This window comes from Dolichospermum circinale AWQC131C (assembly GCF_000426905.1).
GTDB lineage: Bacteria > Cyanobacteriota > Cyanobacteriia > Cyanobacteriales > Nostocaceae > Dolichospermum > Dolichospermum circinale.
This window is the reverse complement of record NZ_KE384588.1, coordinates 100,511-119,177: the sequence shown is the minus strand read 5'-3', so window position 1 is coordinate 119,177 and position 18,667 is coordinate 100,511. Positions and strand designations below refer to the sequence as shown.

Here is an 18,667-nt window from a genome sequence, read left to right as displayed (position 1 = left end):
CATTTCTCCGTGACCTCTGTGCCTCTGTGGTTCGTTATTCCATGAATCTTGCGTAAGTCCTATAAAAATCAAAAAGTATAATTCATCAATGTTGGGTTTAACTGTCGTTCAACCCAACCTACAGAGATAATAAAAAACTTAGCAAATTTAAACTTAGTAAATTTAAACTTAGCGACATATTTCTTAACTTATTTATTAGATATTATCGAATTACTAACTTAAATCTAAAGAGAGGATTTATGTCATCAATTACGAATGTAACAGAAGCCACATTTAAACAAGAAGTATTAGAAAACGAAACACCCGTTTTAGTTGACTTTTGGGCCCCCTGGTGTGGTCCGTGTAAAATGTTATCTCCTGTCGTCGAAGAAGTAGCTACAGAATACGAAGGACAATTGAAAGTTGTTAAAGTCAATACAGATCAAAATCCCACTATTGCTAGTCATTATGGGATTCGTACCATTCCCACATTGATGGTATTTAAAGGAGGAAGACAAATTAATACTGTTGTTGGTGCTGTTCCCAAAACCACTTTAGCTGCTACCTTAGATAAATATATTACCAGAGAGAAGTAATTAAAAAAACAGGGATATTAGAGATAAAAACCTCGCATTTACCTCCTGTGCGTCTCTGCGTGATCAAAAATACCCTGTAATTCCATCAACAAATAACAAACAACCGGTTAATTGAACAGCGGACAAAAAAGCGTTACCCTAAATAGGACAAAACAGAGGAGAATACCGTGAGTTCCAGCACCCAGACCCAAGCATTAGACGTACCTAGCGCCATAGTACAACGCCGTTCCATCAAAACCTTCAAACCGGATTCTATTTCCCCCGACTTACTCAAACAACTAGTAGAATTAACCGTAGCAGCACCCAGTAGTTTTAATGTTCAATCTTGGAGAATAGTATTAGTTCAAGAGGAAACCCAAAAACAAGCATTATGCGCGGCTTCCTGGAATCAAAAGCAAATTATCCAAGCGCCCGTTACCTTTGTTTTCGCTGCTGACACTGCTGCGGGAGAAAAGGACTTAACACCGATTTTAGAACAAGGGTTAGCCACAGGAGCCTGGAATGAGGGAACTGTGAATTATTTTAGAAATGCAATTCCCCAATTTCAAGCAGGGTTAGGAGACAAGCGCCGGGAATACGCTATTAAAGATGCCATGATCGCAGCTACAAATCTAGTATTAGCCGCAGAAAGCTTGGGTTTATCTACCTGCTTTATGAATGGTTGGATTGAAGAACAGGTCAAAGCTATAATTGGTGCTGAGAATAACCCAGACATAGCCATTGCTGTTTTAGTACCAGTTGGTTATGCGGCCGAACCGCGTTTAAATCCCGGTCGTTTACCATTATCGGTTAATGTGTCTGTAGATAAGCTAGACAATCCCTATGAAGGTTAATTAGGGATTTGGGGGTTAGGTTGGGACAATTTTTGACTAAATGAACCATATTTTTAGTTTCGCGCAAAGACGCAAAGGAAGGTTGAATATTTTGTGTGAGGCCGCACAGAATCATGAAATTCATCTGTCCCTATTTTCGTTTATCTGCGTTTATCTGCGTTTAATTATTCTATCTAGCTTTGTTTTAATTCTACTTATTATAAAAACTATATATTTCGGTTGTTTAAATTACAAAGTGATAATTTTTAATTGTACATCAATAAACATAAAAATAGTTGGTTTTGATTTAAAAATATTGTAATACGGCAATGACTAAAATTTGTTGCTGGCTCTCTCATTAATTCTAGAAGTTTTACTTTTAGTTTTTCTGACAATTCACAAAAATTTACTTAACCTAAATATTGGGTTTAGTAAGTTCAATTTCTAACAGTGATTTAGTTTAGCTACATCCATAATTACTGTTGTTTGACATATTTTCCCTATTTTTCAGGGGAGTAAATGACTGAAATCACAGCAAATTTATCATATTTATGTTTGGCTGGATAGAGTAGTAAATAAGTCTAGGAGATTGTAATGCTGGATTTTTTCACTTCATTGAATGAGCATAATTTACCATATCCAGATCCTTTACATCCTATCGTGGTTCACTTTGTAATTGCGATGGTTCTATTTTCTGTTTTCTGTGATGTTGCTGGGTATTTAACTGGTAGAACTCGCTTATTTGAAGTGAGTTGGTGGAATATGTGTATTGCTACAGTGGCGATTTTTGTGGCAATTATTTTTGGTCAATTTGAGGCGGGTTTGGCTAAACCTTATGAACTGGCTAAATCAGTTTTAAATGTTCATACTCTCATTGGTTGGTCACTTTCTGGAATTATTACGGCTATTACAGCTTGGCGTTATGTTTTGCGGAGTCAAAACCCGAATAAACTGCCTTTTCATTATGTAGCTGTGGGCATTTTATTAACATTAATTGTCGGTTTTCAAGTGTATCTTGGTGATGAACTTGTATGGGTGTATGGCTTACATACTGTACCTGTTGTGGACGCGGTAAAGGATGGAATATTGCCATGAATTCAGAATTATTAGATCAAATTAGTCATCAAATGGGTGCAAATGGTTTACCTTATGCCATTCCTGTTCATCCTAATTTAGTACATCTAACATTAGGTTTATTCATCATTGCCATCATTTTTGATCTTTTGGGTGTATTCTTCCCTGTGGAAAAATGGCTATTCAGATTTTTGGGAATTAAAGTTGAGCGTTCTCAATTATTTGATGTGGGTTGGTATAACGTTTTTGCCGCTGCTGTAATTACATTCTTTACAGTTGGTGCAGGTTTTTATGAAATGTTATTGGCTGCCCCACCAGCAGATATTAAAAGTCCTTGGGGAATGTTAGCAATGCCCACAATGATGTGGCATGGTGTCGGTGGTGTATTGCTATTAGCAATGATTGTTGGTATGACTTTTTGGCGAGGTTGGCAACGTTATGTTATCGGCAAATATGAAGAGCGAGAAGTACAAATTTCTTATCTCGTTGTCGGTGTAATTATTATGTTGCTGATGTATCTTCACGGCACATTAGGAGCGCACTTAGCAGCAGATTTTGGTGTTCACAATACAGCAGATAAATTACTGCGAGCCGGACAAGACATTAATCAAATATTGGGTAAATAGGTAATTGGTAATTGGTAATTAAAAACCAACTAACCACTGACAACTGACAACTGACAACTGACAACTAACAACTAACCACTGACAACTGACAACTGACAACTAACAACTGACAACTAACAACTAACCACTGACAACTAACCACTGACAACTAACCACTGACAACTAACAACTAACAACTAACAACTAACCACTGACAACTGACAACTGACAACTGACAACTGACCATTATGAAAATTCGGCAAATTCTCAACTTTTTGACCCTAGCTACTGGGGCAGTTGCCGTAACTTTTACTAGTCTATGGATTGGTAAACAGGCTTATTATTGGCTTCCTCCTCAAGGGGCTGCTGAATCTCATCTTATTGATGATTTATTTAGCTTTTTGGTAACATTAGGAGCTTTAATTTTCCTGGGAGTAACTGCTACTCTTCTCTATTCCATCACTTTTCATCGTGCCAGACCGACGGATTTTAGTGATGGTCCCCACATTGAAGGTAATATAACTTTGGAGGTAGTTTGGACGGCAATTCCGATTATGTTGGTATTATGGATTGCTGGTTATAGTTACCAAGTTTACGAACAAATGGGTATCCAGGGACCGTCTCACCAGATACATCTACATAATCCCATGAAAATGGAGTCCGTTGCTGTTGTGGAAGATAAAGATCCAGCAGCCATAGTCGAAGATGTAGAACATATTGATGTATCGGCTAAACAATGGGCTTGGGTGTTTCATTATCCAGCCAAGAACGTTACCAGTACAGAATTGCATTTACCCCAGGATAGTCGTGTCCGTCTTAATCTACATTCGGAAGATGTACTTCACGGCTTTTATATACCCGCTTTCCGTCTTAAACAAGACATCATTCCTGGTCATGATCTGGACTTTGAATTTACTCCTATTCGCCCCGGTGCTTATGATTTAACTGATTCCCAATATAGCGGTACATATTTTGCTACTATGCGAGCAAAAGTAATTGTGGAATCACCTAGTCAATATCAGCAGTGGTTAAGCAAAGCTGCAAGTCAAGAACTCACTCCAGCACCTAACCAAGCGGCAGCCGAATACGCTCAAAAACTTGAAAACGGGATTAATAGCGGTTGGAAAACTGTTAAACCCGCTACACCTCCTTTGGTCAATTTCTCTGGTTAACCGTGTAATTTTTCTTGGCTACTGACAACTAATAACTGAAAAATGACTAACATCCCCATTGATATCACTGGTGAATCACATCACCACGAACCTCCCCAAACCTGGAGAACCTACTTCAGTTTTAGTACAGACCATAAGGTTATCGGTATTCAATACCTCGTTACCTCTTTTATTTTCTTCCTGGTTGGTGGTATCTTCGCTATGATTTTGCGTGGAGAACTGATCACCCCAGAAGCTGATTTGATAGACCGCACAGTATACAACGGAATGTTTACCATGCACGGAACAGTGATGCTGTTTCTCTGGACATTCCCCTCCCTTGTTGGTATGGCTAACTACCTTGTTCCCCTGATGATTGGGGCGCGAGATATGGCTTTTCCCCGCCTCAACGCCGTCGCTTTTTGGATGGTGCCGGTGGTGGGTATTCTCCTGATGTCCAGCTTCTTTGTCCCCGGTGGACCGGCTCAATCTGGGTGGTGGGCATATCCCCCCGTTAGTACCCAAAACCCCACGGGAAACCTGATTAACGGTCAAGTTCTCTGGTTATTAGCAGTGGCTATTTCCGGTGTCTCTTCAATTATGGGTGCGGTAAATTTTGTCACTACTATTGTGAAAATGCGATCGCCGGGAATGGGTTATTTTAGAATGCCTCTCTTTGTTTGGGCAGTATTTAGCGCCCAAATTATCCAGTTATTTGGACTCCCAGCTTTGACCGCAGGGGCTGTAATGTTACTCCTTGATATTACAGTAGGAACGGCCTTTTTCGACCCCACCAAAGGCGGAAACCCGGTGATGTTCCAGCATTATTTCTGGTTCTATTCTCACCCCGCAGTTTATGTAATCATTTTGCCTATTTTCGGCATTTTCTCGGAAATATTCCCGGTTTATTCCCGCAAACCTCTATTCGGTTATAAAGTCGTTGCTATTTCCTCCATGTTAATTGCTGTAGTTAGCGGCATTGTTTGGGTACACCATATGTATGTTAGTGGTACTCCTGCTTGGCTACGGTTGTTTTTCATGGTGACAACCATGTTTGTATCTATTCCCACAGGGATTAAGGTATTTGCTTGGGTGGCAACTATTTGGGGTGGTAAAATTCGCCTGACTACACCCATGTTATTTGCTTTGGGTGGTTTGGTAATGTTTGTTTTTGCTGGTATTACAGGAATTATGCTTTCTTCTGTTCCTGTAGATGTTCATGTTAATAATACCTATTTTGTTGTCGGCCATTTCCATTATGTTCTCTATGGAACTGTAACTATGGGAATGTATGCCGCTATCTATCATTGGTTTCCTAAAATGACCGGCAGAATGTTCCACGAAGGTTGGGGTAAAATCCATTTTTGGTTAGCATTTATCGGCACAAATTTGAATTTCTTACCTATGCACCCATTAGGTTTACAAGGAATGTTACGCCGCGCTGCTTCTTATGCACCTGAATTAATTGGTTGGAATATTGTTGCTAGTTTGGGTTCTTTTTTGTTAGGAATGTCTACTCTTCCTTTCATTTTCAATATGTTGATTTCTTGGATAGACGGAGAAAAAGCTCCTGCTAATCCTTGGCGGGCTATTGGTTTGGAATGGACTGTTTCTTCTCCTCCTCCTGTTGAAAATTTTGAGGAAATTCCGGTGATTACTTGCGAACCTTATGGTTATGGTAAGTCTGAGGATTTAATTGCCTCTTCTGAACATGAGTAATGGGTAATATAGCGATTCTATTTGATGTGTAAATTTACTTTTTTAAAACGAACCACAGAGGCACAGAGAGCGCAGAGGAAGAGAGTTATTCACGTCTTTTTTAGGATCGCTATAGTTTTCTCATTACTTTTTTTCTAATTACCAATTTGCTGTTTTTGGAGTTTTTTAACAATGGATGTTTCTGTTTCTCCTGATGATTTAGATCATGTTAGTCATGAGCATGGACATGATGAAGAAGGCAGTAAAATGTTTGGTTTTATTGTTTTTCTGTTATCGGAAAGTGTCATTTTCTTGAGTTTCTTTGCTGGCTATATTATCTACAAAACTTCTGCTGTTAATTGGTTGCCGGCTGGTGTTTCTGGTTTGGAAATCAAAGAACCTAGCATTAATACTGTGGTTTTAGTTGCTAGTAGTTTTGTCATTTATTTTGCAGAAAAAGCTCTGGAAAGACATGATTTAACGAGTTATCGTCTATTGTTGTTTTTAACAATGGCTATGGGTGCTTATTTCCTCTATGGTCAAGCTGTGGAATGGAGTAGTTTGGAGTTTGGTTTTACTTCTGGTACGTTTGGAGGAATGTTTTATCTATTAACTGGTTTTCACGGGTTGCACGTTTTTACGGGTATTCTGTTACAGTTAATTGTCTTATTACGTTCTTTCATTCCTGGTAATTTTGATCATGGTCATTTTGGCATAAATGCCACTTCTTTATTTTGGCACTTTGTTGATGTTATCTGGATTGTTTTGTTTATCCTTATCTACGTTTGGCAGTAGGTATTCTAGTAACAAACAATCAATAAATTATGTGGGGGTTTAGCATTGCTAAACCCTTATCCATGTATTTGTATGATTATTGTACAGAATTGTTTTTCACGAATTTCTAATAAATAGCTATATGTAATACTTTTTTCTCTGCAACTGTTATTGTTTCATTGAAAAGCTTGCTTGATAAATTAAGTTTATCTGTAAATTTTCTAAAAGCGGTATTATAAAAACTGCGAAGAATAAAGGATATAAAAGTATTTGGTGTAATTGGAGAACAAACGGGTATTCTACAATTTTCAAATTGTCCTAAAGTTAAATGACACCTGGGATGTTCTAATTCTTTATAATTCTTTGGATCATAGTCAAATCTAATGGGTACAGGTACTATATTCTTTGCTAGAATGTCCGCATATATTTCGTCTGTTTCGTATAGTTCAGGATCATTCTGAAAATTTTCCAAAAATGGTGATGGTAAAAATGCAAGTCTATGAGAAACTAACTCGGATTTCTCATAAGTATACAAAAGTTGTATTAATGCACCATCAATCATTTTAAAATTATAGTTCTTACCTTTGTCTAATTTATGATATATATCTTTGTAATCAATATTTTTCAGTGCAATTGAGAGATCCTGCATACCAGAATATGCAATTTCATAACTATCTTTACCAATAGGTGTAGATGAGGGAAAATTTTGTTGATCGCATAAACTAATTTCTATTAGCTTTTCGGTAATAGTATTAATTTCTTTGAAAATCTCTTGATGACTAATCATGATTTAGGTAGATAGTTTTTAAATTTCTCTAAGTATTCTCCAGGTAAATCGTCTGTACTGATTTCACCTTTCTCTAAAGATGTAACTAATTCTTTGAAACTTATTTGTCGCTGATTTCTAAGTTCACGCTCTTGAGGACTTCTGTCTCTATTGATAACATTCATTCTCCTACGTTCTTCTTCTGTGGGATAGGTAAATTCAAGAACAAAGTTTCTGCTTTTAACTTCTTCAAATTCTGCGACTAAACCTTTCATGTCTTCACCATAACCCAAGACTCTTAACCAAGCTTTACTTCTTGTCATAGCAGTAAATAAGATATTCCGTTTTTTAGCAAGTTCTGAACCAGAGAAACACTTATGAGCATTAATAAAATATATCATTGCTGCTTCATTTCCTTTAGCTCTGTATATACCTGTAAAAATAATTGCTTCTTCACTAAAAAATTCATCACGTGAATTTGTGACTCCAGCTATCTCAGAATTAATCTTTTTTTGGAACAATAAAGTTCTCGCATTAGCAACAGCCTCTCTAGTTGTCGAGGGGTCAGAATGAATAACCATTATGTCATCATACTTTAATTCATCTTCTTTAAGATTCTTTTCTATTTCATTGACTAACCATTCAGTTTGTTCATGGTTATTATTGAATGGTTTAAATATAACTAAATCTTCAATATCTGAGTGATTTTCTAGGAATAAAGGGCTAGTATTGTTATTTCTACTTAGCTTTACATTTTGTCCATCTTCTAACTGTCCTTCCTCTACTTCATAACCAATATCTCTCCATAGTCCAGCATCATCAAACATCTGGACTAATCCTTGGTTTCTGTATATGCCAAAACCTAATGCGTGTGCAGAAATTAAAATTGGTCTTGAGTTTCTATAGCAGGTTTCTAATATTATGTCTTGTTTTGCTTCTCCTGGTTTATTCTGAAGTTGAACATTGGGATTACCATACTTATCATTTCCAAAGATAATTTGTGGAGATTCCATGTTTTTATTGTTAAGACTTTGTAATTCATCGTAAGCATAAACTAGTCTTTTTGGCTGCCTGAGAATTTTGTAACAAAGTTGCAAAAAATGTTCAGAAAAATCCTGTGCTTCATCAATTAGTATCGCATCATAATACTGTTCAAAGTTGTTGATTTTATCTAATGCTTCTTCGCAAACTATATCAAATTCTTCTCCATAGACACTAGCCATTCTTTGGGCTGTCTTGAAGTCTCTAAATTCTATATTATGCCTTGTACAAATTTCATAATAAATTCCGTCTGTTAATGTTGATGGACTTCCCCAAGCATGGATAATTTTAACTTTTTCCCAATCTGGCTCTTCACTTATCTTTTCAATACAAAAATTGGTAATAAATTTCTTAAACTGATTTTTTAATGAACGAGTATTAAAGGTGACAGCAATATTCCAATCAGGATGCTTGGCGTGTAAATATGCAACTTTAAGGGCTAGAACTATTGTTTTACCTGATCCTGCAAGACCTCTAATTCTCTGTACACCTTCAACAGTTTCAAGTACAGCAGCACTTTGATGATGATCTAAGTTAGCGATTGAATCTTCTAATTTCCGAAGTTTTGCACCTCTAGAATCTTCTAGTTGAACATAGCTACGCGACTTAGTTTTTCTAATGGAAGTTATAGCTTGTATGACTGAATTAAGCTGTTCAAAATATTCACTGTTTTGCCAATGTTGAGAATTTAAATACTCCTTTAATTCCAACTCATTAGTTATAAGATCATAATCCTCTGCAATATTATTTGGTTTATGAGTCAAAGCAGGTGCAAATGTTAGTACACCTATGTGTACCATTAGTTCTCGTTTTTTAAGAAGATTGTGATTATTAAGTAATTTTGCTTTAACTTTAGTGAAACTCTCATCCTGTGCAGCTTCATCTGTTTCTATACTTAGCTGAGTTCCTTCAATAATGTTGAAAATAATCACACCATGCTGTCTGGATACTAAAAGAGCATCAATTTGATAACCACCTTGAGATGTTCCTATTATTGGGTATCCTAGATATAAATTTCCATCAATATCGTCTCTTCTTTCAAAATAATCAGCCAGTCTTCTAGAAGAAACTGGTTTGTTATTTATATCCCCTCGGATAACGTTAACCATAAGACTTTGTTTTCTACAGAGTACACGATACTATTGTATTTTAAATTGGAGTAATCATCATACTATTTTAATAAAATTTTGTATCTAGCAGATTGGTATAAAACTCTTATACTAAGATAAACTTTTACCAATCCAGTTTTTTATTTGCATCTAAGCCCGCTTAAAATTTAATATATTTACATTTGCAATTAGCTAATGACTACACGCTAGGCTTAACATCACGATGTGGTATTTCATCTGCTGTCAAAGTCACAACTTTACCATCTCGCAAAATACTAATTGATTCTCCTAACCTACGATGTCTTTCTATAGCATTCGCAATAGCAAACTTCACACCAGCATCTATTTTTTGATGTAAGTCTGTAACGGGAATATGAGATTTATTATCTTGCTCTAATTTGATTCCAGATTCCGTATTCATAAATTATCACGTCCTGATTTTTATCTAATTTAGCATTTTTAGCTATAATACATCATCTCAATAAATTATCCTCGCACAATGATCAATAATCAATCTATTTGCATTTCCTTATTCACAGGTGCTTATGGCTTAGATTTAGGACTAGAACAAGCCGGATTTCATACTGTTAGTGTAGTTGAAAAAGATAAAGATGCTGTCAAAACAATTGCGCTTAATAGACCTCATCTCCAAGAAAGTGCTATTCCCAGAGAATTAGAAAAAGTTTCTTCGCAAGAATTACTAGAAGAAGGAGGAAGAGTTTTAAATTTAGGTCGTGCTTTACTTCCAGGACAAATAGATTTAGTCACCGGTGGTCCTCCTTGTCAGCCATTTAGCACCGCAGGAAAACGGGGTTCAGTTATGGACCCACGGGGGAGTTTATTTATGGATTTTATTCGCATTGTCAAAGAAGTCCAACCCCGATTTTTCTTAATGGAAAATGTCAGAGGATTACTTTCTGCTTCTTTGCGTCATCGTCCTATTAATCAAAGAGGAAAAGATTACCCAGCTTTAGAACTTGATGAAATGAATGGTGCAGCTTTGAAAGTTGTTTTAGCGGAAATGAAGGAATTAGGATATAACGTAGTTTATAACCTATTAGAAGCCGCAGATTATGGTGTTCCTCAAAATAGATCCCGTGTAGTTTTTATTGGTTCTAGAGATGGTGAAGCTGCTACATTTCCTCTCGCTAAATATAGTAAAGATGGGAAAATTTTACCAAAGTGGAGAACTTTAAAAGATGCGTTAACAGATTTTGTAGATATTGAACCAGAATTTATTAGTTATTCAGAAAATCGGCTCAAGTTTTTAAGATTATTAGCAGCAGGACAAAATTGGAAAAATTTACCAGAAGAATTACAGAAGAAAGCAATGGGAGGTGCATATAATTCTGGTGGGGGAAAAGTCGGTTTTTACAGAAGATTATCTTGGGATAAACCTTCACCAACTATCACAACCAGTCCCCAACAAAAAGCTACAGATATGTGTCACCCTGTAGAACTTCGTCCTTTAACCGTGCGCGAGTCTGCGAAAATTCAAACTTTTCCTGATGATTGGATTTTTCATGGTTCGATAAGTTCTAAATACAAACAAATTGGTAATGCAGTTCCGGTATTGCTTGCTAAAGAACTGGGTGAATATCTGATTTATTTAATGCAGGGAAATCAACCAAAAGGAAAAGAAGTTACTGAACAACTCTCTCTATTTTCTTTAGAGAATTTACTTTGCAAATAACTCAGCAAATTCATGATCATATTCAAGATGAATCATATCCCAAAATTCTTGACCAGCTATGGGAGGAATTTTATAATTGTCATATCCATCACAAGCTATACTAGAATTTAATCCCTTATTTGTGTTTCCTATGGTTGTAAGTGCTTCGACCACCAAAATCACTTGGGAACTATTACCCGAAGACTTCGTTTTAGACGATGAACCTGTGGATAATGTCAATCAACCCAGTCTAGCAGCAGCGCTTACGGAAAGCCTAGAACTGGCTGGTAAACTTCCAGAAACTGCCCTCGCTACTACCAATTACGGCATCTGTGCCACCGTAAATGGTAAATTTGTTATCAAAGCCCCTGACTGGGCTTACGTGCCACAAATTACAGTGTCTAGAGAAGAAATCCAACGCAGTTACACCCCCCATAAACAGGGACAAATTCCTGCGGTGGTCATGGAATTTCTTTCCGATAGCGATGGTAGTGAATATTCTAATAAACACACTTATCCCCCCGGAAAATGGTTTTATTATGAACAAGTTTTACAAGTTCCTAACTACATCATTTTTCAACCAGATATCGGTGAATTAGAAATATTTCATTTGCATGAAAATGGACACTATAAATTACGATCTCCAGATGAAAATAACCGTTACTGGTTAACTGAAATGGAATTATTTATTGGTGTTTGGCCCGGAAAACGCGAAAACCGTCAAGGTTACTGGTTACGTTGGTGGGATCAAAATGGTAATTTGCTACTTTGGGGTTCTGAGTTAGTGCAGCAAGAACGACTTGCTAAGGAGCAAGAACGACTTGCTAAGGAAACTGCCCAACAAGAAGCCAATCAAGAACGACTTGCAAAGGAAACTGCCTTAAAACGCTTGCAAGAGTTAGAAAAACGCCTTCGAGATGCAGGTATTTCCGACTAACTTCCGTTGAGATCCCCGACTTCTTAAAGAAGTCAGGGATCTTTGATCGCTCAACTTGTACAATAGAAAATAGATTGTTGCGAATTGTATAGTTAAGGATTATAGCTGTCATGGCTGCCGCCGTTTTCATCGAAAATCTCAAAAAAAGCTACGGTAATGTGGTCGCAGTCCAGGATGTCTCTTTTCAAGTGCAACCAGGAGAAATATTTGGACTGCTAGGACCAAACGGGGCGGGGAAAACGACCACTCTCCGGGCTTTGTGTACGCTAACAACCCCTGATACTGGCAAAATTGAAGTTTCAGGCATTTCGGTACTAGATCACCCCAAATTAGCCCGTCAAAGGCTGGGTTATGTAGCCCAGGAAGTAGCTTTAGATAAGGTCCTGACTGGCCGGGAGTTACTACAGTTACAAGCCGCCCTTTATCATCTTCCTGGTAAGGTGATCAAACAGCGAATTAACGCTATTCTCGATTTACTGGGTTTACAAGAATACGCAGATAAAAAAACTGGCACTTATTCCGGTGGTTTACGGAAGCGGTTAGATTTGGCTGCGGGTTTACTCCATGCACCCGATGTTTTAGTATTAGATGAACCAACGGTAGGGTTAGATATTGAAAGCCGGGTTGTAGTCTGGGATTTCTTGCGTCAATTGCGGGCTGGGGGAACTACTGTGGTAATTACCAGCCATTATTTGGAAGAAGTTGACGCTTTAGCTGATAGAGTGGCAATTATTGATAGAGGTTTGGTTATTGCTAATGGTACACCTTCTCAGTTAAAAGATCAGGTGGGAGGCGATCGCATCACTTTAAGAATCCGGGAATTTTCACCTCCAGAAGAGGCCGAAACTGCCAAAAACCTCTTAGCAGCTTTACCTTTTGTGCAAGAAATTATCATCAATAGCGCCCAGGGTAACTCCCTAAATTTGGTAGTTACACCGCAAAATGACGTTTTAATCACAATTCAACAGGTATTAAATAATGCCAATTTACCAATTTTTGGTATCGCCCAATCTCGTCCGAGTTTAGATGATGTTTACCTAGCTGCAACTGGGAAAACTCTAATGGATGCGGAATTAGCTGCTGTGGCTAATCGTGATCCTAAAGCCGAGAAAAAGCAGAATATGAGATAGAGGAAATAGTATTATGTAGGGTGCGTGAGGAGTAAATCCATAACGCACCATGATCATATAATAACCCACACCTTACCATCAGAATATGTTTTACAAAATCCCACTACTGCTTACACCTCAACCAGAAGGAGGATTCACTGTAACTTCTCCACTCTTACCAGAATTGATTACTGAAGGGGATTCTATGGATGAGGTTTTAGCTAATGTTCAAGATGCCTTGGAATCTGTTATAGAAATGTATGAAGATTTAGGTAAAGAACTTCCTCAAAATCTACAATCTGTAGATCAAAATTCACCAGCTTTGATAGAAACAATTATATCCGTTTTGTTTTTATATTCCTTTCTTCCTTTGCTACTTTGCGTCTTTGCGTGAGACTTTAAAATAATGTGTGTATTTGGGGAATTATTTGTTAAAATTTCCTCAACTTACGAATAAATCCTGTGACTATCCAAAATACCCGACAATCAAGTAATATACATTACTCTCATGTTATCCATCTCAGTCATCTAATTGATACAGATATACCCAAATGGACTGGTGATCCTCCGGTAGAATTTACCAGTGTTGCAGAACTTGAAAACGATGGTTATTACCTGCGACGCTTTTCTTTAGGAGAACATAGCGCCACTCATATTAATGCCCCCAATAGTTTCTATGTCCATGGTGCAAGTGTTGACAAATACCCAGCAGCATCATTAATATTACCTGCTGTAGTTATTAATATTTGCGAACAAGCGGCAGTCAATTCCGATTATGTTTTGACAATTAGTGACATCCAAACTTGGGAAAATCAATTTGGGGAAATTTACTCAGGTAGTTTAGTGATACTATATACTGGTTGGCAAGAAAAATGGTTAAATCACCAGGCGTTCTTTGGACGGGACACAGCCGGAAAAATGCACTTTCCTGGTTTTAGCTATGACGCTACTGAGTTTTTAATTGAACATAGGCAAATAGCTGGAGTTGGTATTGATACTCACGGTGTAGACTCTGGACAGGATACCAATTTTACTATAAATCGTTTGCTGTTAGAGCGATCGCTAATTGTCTTGGAAAATCTGACGAATTTAGATCAGTTACCACCTGAAGATATTACCTTAATCATTGGTATTCTCAGATTAAGAGGAGGTTCTGGTTCTCCGGCTGCGGTAATGGCATTATTTTGAATTTTTATTTTTTTAAATTATTTTTTTAAATATTTTCTAGGACAACACCGGAAAATGTTTGAGGTTGATTAAATTTGTGACAGGTGAAGAATATCTAAAACTAGATATCTTCACTTTTTTAAACACAGCGGTGGTTATTGCTAAAGATTAGCAATACCGCTGGTTAGTTTTTCAAATACAGCAGTTTTTAACAATATGAGGTACATAAGGAGTTTGATTACCCCGATTTGTACCCCATTTGAATCAAATATCCTGTAAATGAGAATTGCTTAATGGGAGTTTGCTATTATTCCGGTCAAGAGTAGAGACGCGATTTATTGTACTACTACCCTTGCCATTAATTCTAGATTGTGAACTGGAGGCTTGAGACTTGGAATTATAGACTCTAACCAGCAGTTTTAGATTTCACCATTAACCTGCATTTGATGAACTTGATCTGCTAACTCTTGACGCTGTTGAGCGTCTAACTTATCAATTGCCAACATTCCCATAAGAATAACCTCTTTCAAGGTTAAGCGAGTTGAATGTGCCTGTTTTTGCACAATCTCCTTAATGATGGGACTAACACCGATTGCTGTACTAGCTCTAGCCACGGAATAAAATGAAACATCAATAACTTCGCATACATCCTAGCACTTTTCGCGCAGTTATTCTACACCTCTAGAACTGATATGCTTTTGTTTTGATAGATGTTCATATATCTAATCCAGACTATAAGTGGCAAGCAGACCCGATAATTCTGCAAATCTAACTTTTTGACGACGGGTATAACCGTTTTATAGTAAGCATTTCCGCGATTTACTTATTTTGCTATACACAAATATGTTTTCTATACAACACAAAAAAGTTCAACATTTATACTTAAAATTAACAAAGTGTAATTTTAATCTAAATATACATAGATAATATGTCCTGTAACCCTTGTAAATTAAACCTTTTAGCTTTTCTATACTTTTATTATTAGCAAATATTTATACATAAATATAATTTATTAATTTTTATTAAAAATAACTCCACAAACAATTCATAATTGTCATCTATCAAAAGTATGAGATTGTGGTTTTAACTAAAATTTATTTGAAAACAATGATCAAAGATAAACAAACAAAAAGGGAAAAGGATTATCTAGTCAAGATATCCGACTTGTGACTCCTAAAAATACGTATCTTTTAATGCCAATTACTAAGTATAGTTAACAACTAAATTAATCTCAGTATATAATATTCCTATTTATTGGGGAGATGAAACTCTTGTAGTGCGGGCATCTTGCCCGCTAAATATGTATCTCATAACACCGGGAAGTGCTGTATATTGCCTTTTCCCAATTACCAATTACCCATTACCAGCCTCAACCAATATGATAAGTGTTTAAACGGACATGATATAACCTAAGTTACTGGTTGAGGAAAAAGGCACAAACCAAGGGAAATAGGTAAATATTTTTACAAATTACCAGCCTAAGTTGACATAACTAGGAGGTCTGGGTGTGAGAATTATGACTATATAATTCCCATTACCCGTAAATTAACTTCTCAAATTGACACCAAATTTCTCTACCAAAGCAGAACGCACTTGATTATGAACTGGTTCAATTTCATTTTCTGTGAGGGTGCGATCGCTGGCACGATATACTAAACGAAAGGCTAAACTGCGTTGTCCTGCGGGTACATTTTCACCGCGATATTCATCAAACAATTCCACAGAGCTTAATAACCCTTTCCCTGCTTTATTAATGACTTTTTCTAGTTCGCAAACCGTCACTTTCATTGGTGCGAAAAACGCCAAATCTCTATCACTTGCTGGATAGGTAGAATAGGAACTGAATTTGGGAATCAATAAATCATCATGATCCCAAGCATCTAACAAAGTATCTAAATCTAATTGAAACACATAAACGGCTTCTGGTAAATCCTTTTCGCGGCGTAATTGGGGGTGAATTTGTCCAAATGTTCCCAGACGATTACCTTTTATCCACAATGAAGCTGTGCGTCCGGGGTGTAAACGAGAATCTCGATTTTCTGGTTGAAATTCTACCACTAATTTGAGTTGTTTAAAGACACTTTCTAAAATACCTTTAGCTTCAAACCAAGTAATGGCTTTTTCCTTACCACCCCGTGACCATTTACCGCTAGTTATATCACCACCGATAATTCCGGCCAGCATTTCTGCTTCTTGTAAACCCTCTTCTTCACGCCAGAAAACCCTCCCAATTTCAAAACCATTTAACGCCCCATTTCCCTGTTCTAAATTGTATTGAAAAGCGGTAATTAAACCAGAGATTAAATCAGTGCGTAAAGCCGAATATTCCGCAAATAAAGGATTACTTAAAACAATCTGTTTATCTTCCCCTGGTTTCACCAAAGAATATTGCATTAATTCCGTCAAACCTTCAGCCCGTAAATAACCGCGTAACCTGCGAATTAATTCTTGATCTAAAGATAGATAACCAGCTTGAGATTTTTCTGGTAAGGTATCGCAGAATTTATCATAACCATATAACCGGGCAATTTCTTCAATTAAATCAATTTCTCGTTCTAAATCTCGATAACGATAGGGAGGTACAGTGACATTCCAAGTATTTTCCTCAGTTTTGACTAATTCACATCCTAAAGCAGTGAGAATTTTTTCTACATCTTCTGGTTGTAATTCTCCTGTTTCTTGTCCTAATTCAATTGGACCTAATACTTGATTAATTTTATCTAAACGCAGATGAATAGAATGAGACCAGGTAGAAATATCTGGACGATAATCAGAAATTTGTTGTTGAACAATTACCCCGGCTGCTAATTCTTGAATTAAAGATAAAGCCCGGTGACAAGCTATTTCTAATTCAGCCCGATTTACGCCTCTTTCGTATCTTCCAGAGGCTTCACTTCTTAACCCCAAACTGCGAGAAGAACGACGAATAACTACAGAATCAAATAACGCTGCTTCTAAAACTAAACTTTGTGTACCTTCATGAACTTCCGTTGCTTCACCACCCATAACACCTGCTAAAGCCACTGGGTGATTATTAGCAGTAATTAATAAATTTTGGGGTGATAAATTGCGATTATTTCCATCTAAAGTTTTTAAAGTTTCTCCCGTTTGTGCAAACCGCACTCCCATTATTAATTGTTCCTCTCCAGAAAGAGATTCTAAACGATTTTTGTCGAAAGCGTGAAGAGGTTGTCCTCTTTCTAATAAAACGTAATTAGTGATATCAACCACATTATTAATTGGTCTCACTCCCGCAGACCGTAAACGCTGTTGTAACCACTCAGGAGAGGGCGCAATTTTGATGTTTTCAACAACCGTACCAATATAAGCAGGACAAGCTTGGGTTTCGGAGATTTTCAAAGTCAGGTTTTTTGCGGTTTGAGTATTTTCTACTTTCGCAATTTCGGGAATTGATAATTTTCCTCCAGTTAAAGCTGCTACTTCCCGCGCAATACCGACCATAGATAAAGCGTCAGCACGGTTAGCGGTAGCAGTGACATCTAAAATCACATCTTCCAAACCCAACAGGGGACGCACGTCACTACCTAAAACCAGATTTTCTTCATTAAAGATATGAATACCGTCAATATCCGTGGGTAAACCCAACTCTTTCAAAGAACATATCATCCCATTAGAGGGAACACCGCGCAGTTTTGCGGGTTTAATTTTTAAATCAATGTTAGGTAAATAAGTTCCTGTAGTGGCCACGGGGACATAGATATTTGCGCGGACGTTCCCAGCACCACAAACGATATTCACAGTTTCCGCAGCACCAATATCTACTGTACAAACACTTAACTTATCTGCGTTAGGGTGTGGTTGACGTTCCAGGACTTTTCCCACAACTACCCCTGCGGCCCAAGTGCGACGATCTTCTATATCTTCTACTTCAAAACCGGCCATTGTCAAGGTTTCCGCCAGTTCTTCTGGAGTCAGTTTAATTTCTACGAGTTCTTGTAACCAGTTGAGAGAAATACGCATGGAGTCTGCTTGTTGAGATTAATCTTTTGCTCTAATTTTATATTAAGATTTAGGCAAAATATCTAGAGAAACCTTCCTTCCTTCCTGTTCTTCGCTTCTTCGTGGTTCATTCCTTCCCAACTTCCTGTACAAACCCCGGTTATATTGTAACAAATCCCAAGGGAGGTACAACAAACCAGAAGTTCAACACAAATGA

17 protein-coding genes are annotated in these 18,667 nt (G+C 37.2%); 12 read left to right on the top strand and 5 right to left on the bottom strand.

Translation table 11 applies throughout. The annotated features are described in order from the left end of the window. Positions 1-239 precede the first annotated feature (239 nt). The 7 genes from trxA (at position 240) to ACIR131C_RS0101715 (ending at position 6,710) form a co-directional block, all read left to right on the top strand. Positions 240-575 (top strand): thioredoxin, encoded by a 336-nt coding sequence (gene trxA, locus ACIR131C_RS0101745; protein ID WP_028088821.1) that lies wholly within the window; start codon positions 240-242, stop codon positions 573-575. A 167-nt stretch (positions 576-742) separates the two neighbouring features. Further along, the gene (locus ACIR131C_RS0101740; protein WP_028088820.1) at positions 743-1,408 is read left to right on the top strand and encodes a nitroreductase family protein; all 666 of its coding nucleotides are present in this window, start codon (positions 743-745) and stop codon (positions 1,406-1,408) included. Positions 1,409-1,981: 573 nt separating this feature from the next. Further along, a complete protein-coding gene (locus ACIR131C_RS0101735) occupies positions 1,982-2,482 on the top strand; it encodes a DUF2231 domain-containing protein (RefSeq protein WP_028083355.1) in 501 nt (166 codons plus the stop codon). Beyond that, complete coding sequence (locus ACIR131C_RS0101730; RefSeq protein WP_028083356.1) at positions 2,479-3,087, top strand: DUF2231 domain-containing protein; 609 nt, start codon at positions 2,479-2,481, stop codon at positions 3,085-3,087. Before ACIR131C_RS0101735 ends, ACIR131C_RS0101730 begins: the two co-directional genes overlap by 4 nt. Positions 3,088-3,314: 227 nt before the next feature. Further along, complete coding sequence (locus ACIR131C_RS0101725; protein ID WP_028088819.1) at positions 3,315-4,238, top strand: cytochrome c oxidase subunit II; 924 nt, start codon at positions 3,315-3,317, stop codon at positions 4,236-4,238. A gap of 42 nt (positions 4,239-4,280) precedes the next feature. After that, the gene (gene ctaD, locus ACIR131C_RS0101720) at positions 4,281-5,936 is read left to right on the top strand and encodes a cytochrome c oxidase subunit I (protein ID WP_028088818.1); all 1,656 of its coding nucleotides are present in this window, start codon (positions 4,281-4,283) and stop codon (positions 5,934-5,936) included. Positions 5,937-6,107: 171 nt separating this feature from the next. After that, entirely contained in the window at positions 6,108-6,710 is a 603-nt protein-coding gene (locus tag ACIR131C_RS0101715) for a cytochrome c oxidase subunit 3 (protein WP_028088817.1), read from the top strand. 106 nt (positions 6,711-6,816) lie between these two features. Here the strand turns inward: ACIR131C_RS0101715 and ACIR131C_RS0101710 are convergent, their stop codons facing one another. The 3 genes from ACIR131C_RS0101710 to ACIR131C_RS0101700 form a co-directional block, all read right to left on the bottom strand. Next, the gene (locus ACIR131C_RS0101710) at positions 6,817-7,476 is read right to left on the bottom strand and encodes a DUF2290 domain-containing protein (protein ID WP_028088816.1); all 660 of its coding nucleotides are present in this window, start codon (positions 7,474-7,476) and stop codon (positions 6,817-6,819) included. Further along, on the bottom strand, positions 7,473-9,605 hold the full coding sequence (locus tag ACIR131C_RS0101705; protein ID WP_028088815.1) for a DEAD/DEAH box helicase: 2,133 nt from the start codon (positions 9,603-9,605) through the stop codon (positions 7,473-7,475). The genes ACIR131C_RS0101710 and ACIR131C_RS0101705 overlap by 4 nt, the downstream gene beginning before the upstream one ends. A 199-nt stretch (positions 9,606-9,804) precedes the next feature. Further along, positions 9,805-10,026 carry a hypothetical protein gene (locus tag ACIR131C_RS0101700; RefSeq protein WP_028088814.1) on the bottom strand — a complete coding sequence of 74 codons (222 nt, stop codon included), beginning with the start codon at positions 10,024-10,026 and terminating at the stop codon, positions 9,805-9,807. A gap of 78 nt (positions 10,027-10,104) precedes the next feature. Between ACIR131C_RS0101700 and ACIR131C_RS0101695 the strand changes: the two genes are divergently transcribed. From ACIR131C_RS0101695 to ACIR131C_RS0101675, 5 genes are all read left to right on the top strand, one after another. Then, positions 10,105-11,298: a DNA cytosine methyltransferase gene (locus ACIR131C_RS0101695; protein ID WP_028088813.1), complete on the top strand. Its 1,194-nt coding sequence runs from the start codon at positions 10,105-10,107 to the stop codon at positions 11,296-11,298. Between the two features lie 130 nt (positions 11,299-11,428). Next, positions 11,429-12,214, top strand: coding sequence for a Uma2 family endonuclease (locus tag ACIR131C_RS0101690; protein ID WP_155962975.1), 786 nt, complete (start codon positions 11,429-11,431; stop codon positions 12,212-12,214). Between the two features lie 110 nt (positions 12,215-12,324). Beyond that, the gene (locus ACIR131C_RS0101685; RefSeq protein WP_028088811.1) at positions 12,325-13,344 is read left to right on the top strand and encodes an ABC transporter ATP-binding protein; all 1,020 of its coding nucleotides are present in this window, start codon (positions 12,325-12,327) and stop codon (positions 13,342-13,344) included. Positions 13,345-13,429: 85 nt separating this feature from the next. Further along, the gene (locus tag ACIR131C_RS21640; protein WP_051347467.1) at positions 13,430-13,717 is read left to right on the top strand and encodes a type II toxin-antitoxin system HicB family antitoxin; all 288 of its coding nucleotides are present in this window, start codon (positions 13,430-13,432) and stop codon (positions 13,715-13,717) included. Between the two features lie 68 nt (positions 13,718-13,785). Beyond that, entirely contained in the window at positions 13,786-14,511 is a 726-nt protein-coding gene (locus ACIR131C_RS0101675; protein WP_028088810.1) for a cyclase family protein, read from the top strand. Between the two features lie 398 nt (positions 14,512-14,909). On the opposite strand, the gene ACIR131C_RS0101670 is transcribed toward ACIR131C_RS0101675, so the two are convergent. After that, positions 14,910-15,104: a hypothetical protein gene (locus tag ACIR131C_RS0101670; RefSeq protein ID WP_028083365.1), complete on the bottom strand. Its 195-nt coding sequence runs from the start codon at positions 15,102-15,104 to the stop codon at positions 14,910-14,912. Positions 15,105-16,035: 931 nt separating this feature from the next. Beyond that, entirely contained in the window at positions 16,036-18,471 is a 2,436-nt protein-coding gene (gene pheT, locus ACIR131C_RS0101665; RefSeq protein ID WP_028088809.1) for a phenylalanine--tRNA ligase subunit beta, read from the bottom strand. Positions 18,472-18,667: the final 196 nt, after the last annotated feature.

Excerpts from the sequence above, each read along its gene's own strand:
- trxA (WP_028088821.1), top strand. The coding sequence starts at position 240 with ATGTCATCAATTACGAATGTAACAGAAGCCACATTTAAACAAGAAGTA.
- ACIR131C_RS0101735 (WP_028083355.1), top strand. The coding sequence starts at position 1,982 with ATGCTGGATTTTTTCACTTCATTGAATGAGCATAATTTACCATATCCA.
- ACIR131C_RS0101730 (WP_028083356.1), top strand. The coding sequence starts at position 2,479 with ATGAATTCAGAATTATTAGATCAAATTAGTCATCAAATGGGTGCAAAT.
- ACIR131C_RS0101725 (WP_028088819.1), top strand. The coding sequence starts at position 3,315 with ATGAAAATTCGGCAAATTCTCAACTTTTTGACCCTAGCTACTGGGGCA.
- ctaD (WP_028088818.1), top strand. The coding sequence starts at position 4,281 with ATGACTAACATCCCCATTGATATCACTGGTGAATCACATCACCACGAA.
- ACIR131C_RS0101715 (WP_028088817.1), top strand. The coding sequence starts at position 6,108 with ATGGATGTTTCTGTTTCTCCTGATGATTTAGATCATGTTAGTCATGAG.
- ACIR131C_RS0101710 (WP_028088816.1), bottom strand. The coding sequence starts at position 7,476 with ATGATTAGTCATCAAGAGATTTTCAAAGAAATTAATACTATTACCGAA.
- ACIR131C_RS0101705 (WP_028088815.1), bottom strand. The coding sequence starts at position 9,605 with ATGGTTAACGTTATCCGAGGGGATATAAATAACAAACCAGTTTCTTCT.
- ACIR131C_RS0101700 (WP_028088814.1), bottom strand. The coding sequence starts at position 10,026 with ATGAATACGGAATCTGGAATCAAATTAGAGCAAGATAATAAATCTCAT.
- ACIR131C_RS0101695 (WP_028088813.1), top strand. The coding sequence starts at position 10,105 with ATGATCAATAATCAATCTATTTGCATTTCCTTATTCACAGGTGCTTAT.
- ACIR131C_RS0101690 (WP_155962975.1), top strand. The coding sequence starts at position 11,429 with ATGGTTGTAAGTGCTTCGACCACCAAAATCACTTGGGAACTATTACCC.
- ACIR131C_RS0101685 (WP_028088811.1), top strand. The coding sequence starts at position 12,325 with ATGGCTGCCGCCGTTTTCATCGAAAATCTCAAAAAAAGCTACGGTAAT.
- ACIR131C_RS21640 (WP_051347467.1), top strand. The coding sequence starts at position 13,430 with ATGTTTTACAAAATCCCACTACTGCTTACACCTCAACCAGAAGGAGGA.
- pheT (WP_028088809.1), bottom strand. The coding sequence starts at position 18,471 with ATGCGTATTTCTCTCAACTGGTTACAAGAACTCGTAGAAATTAAACTG.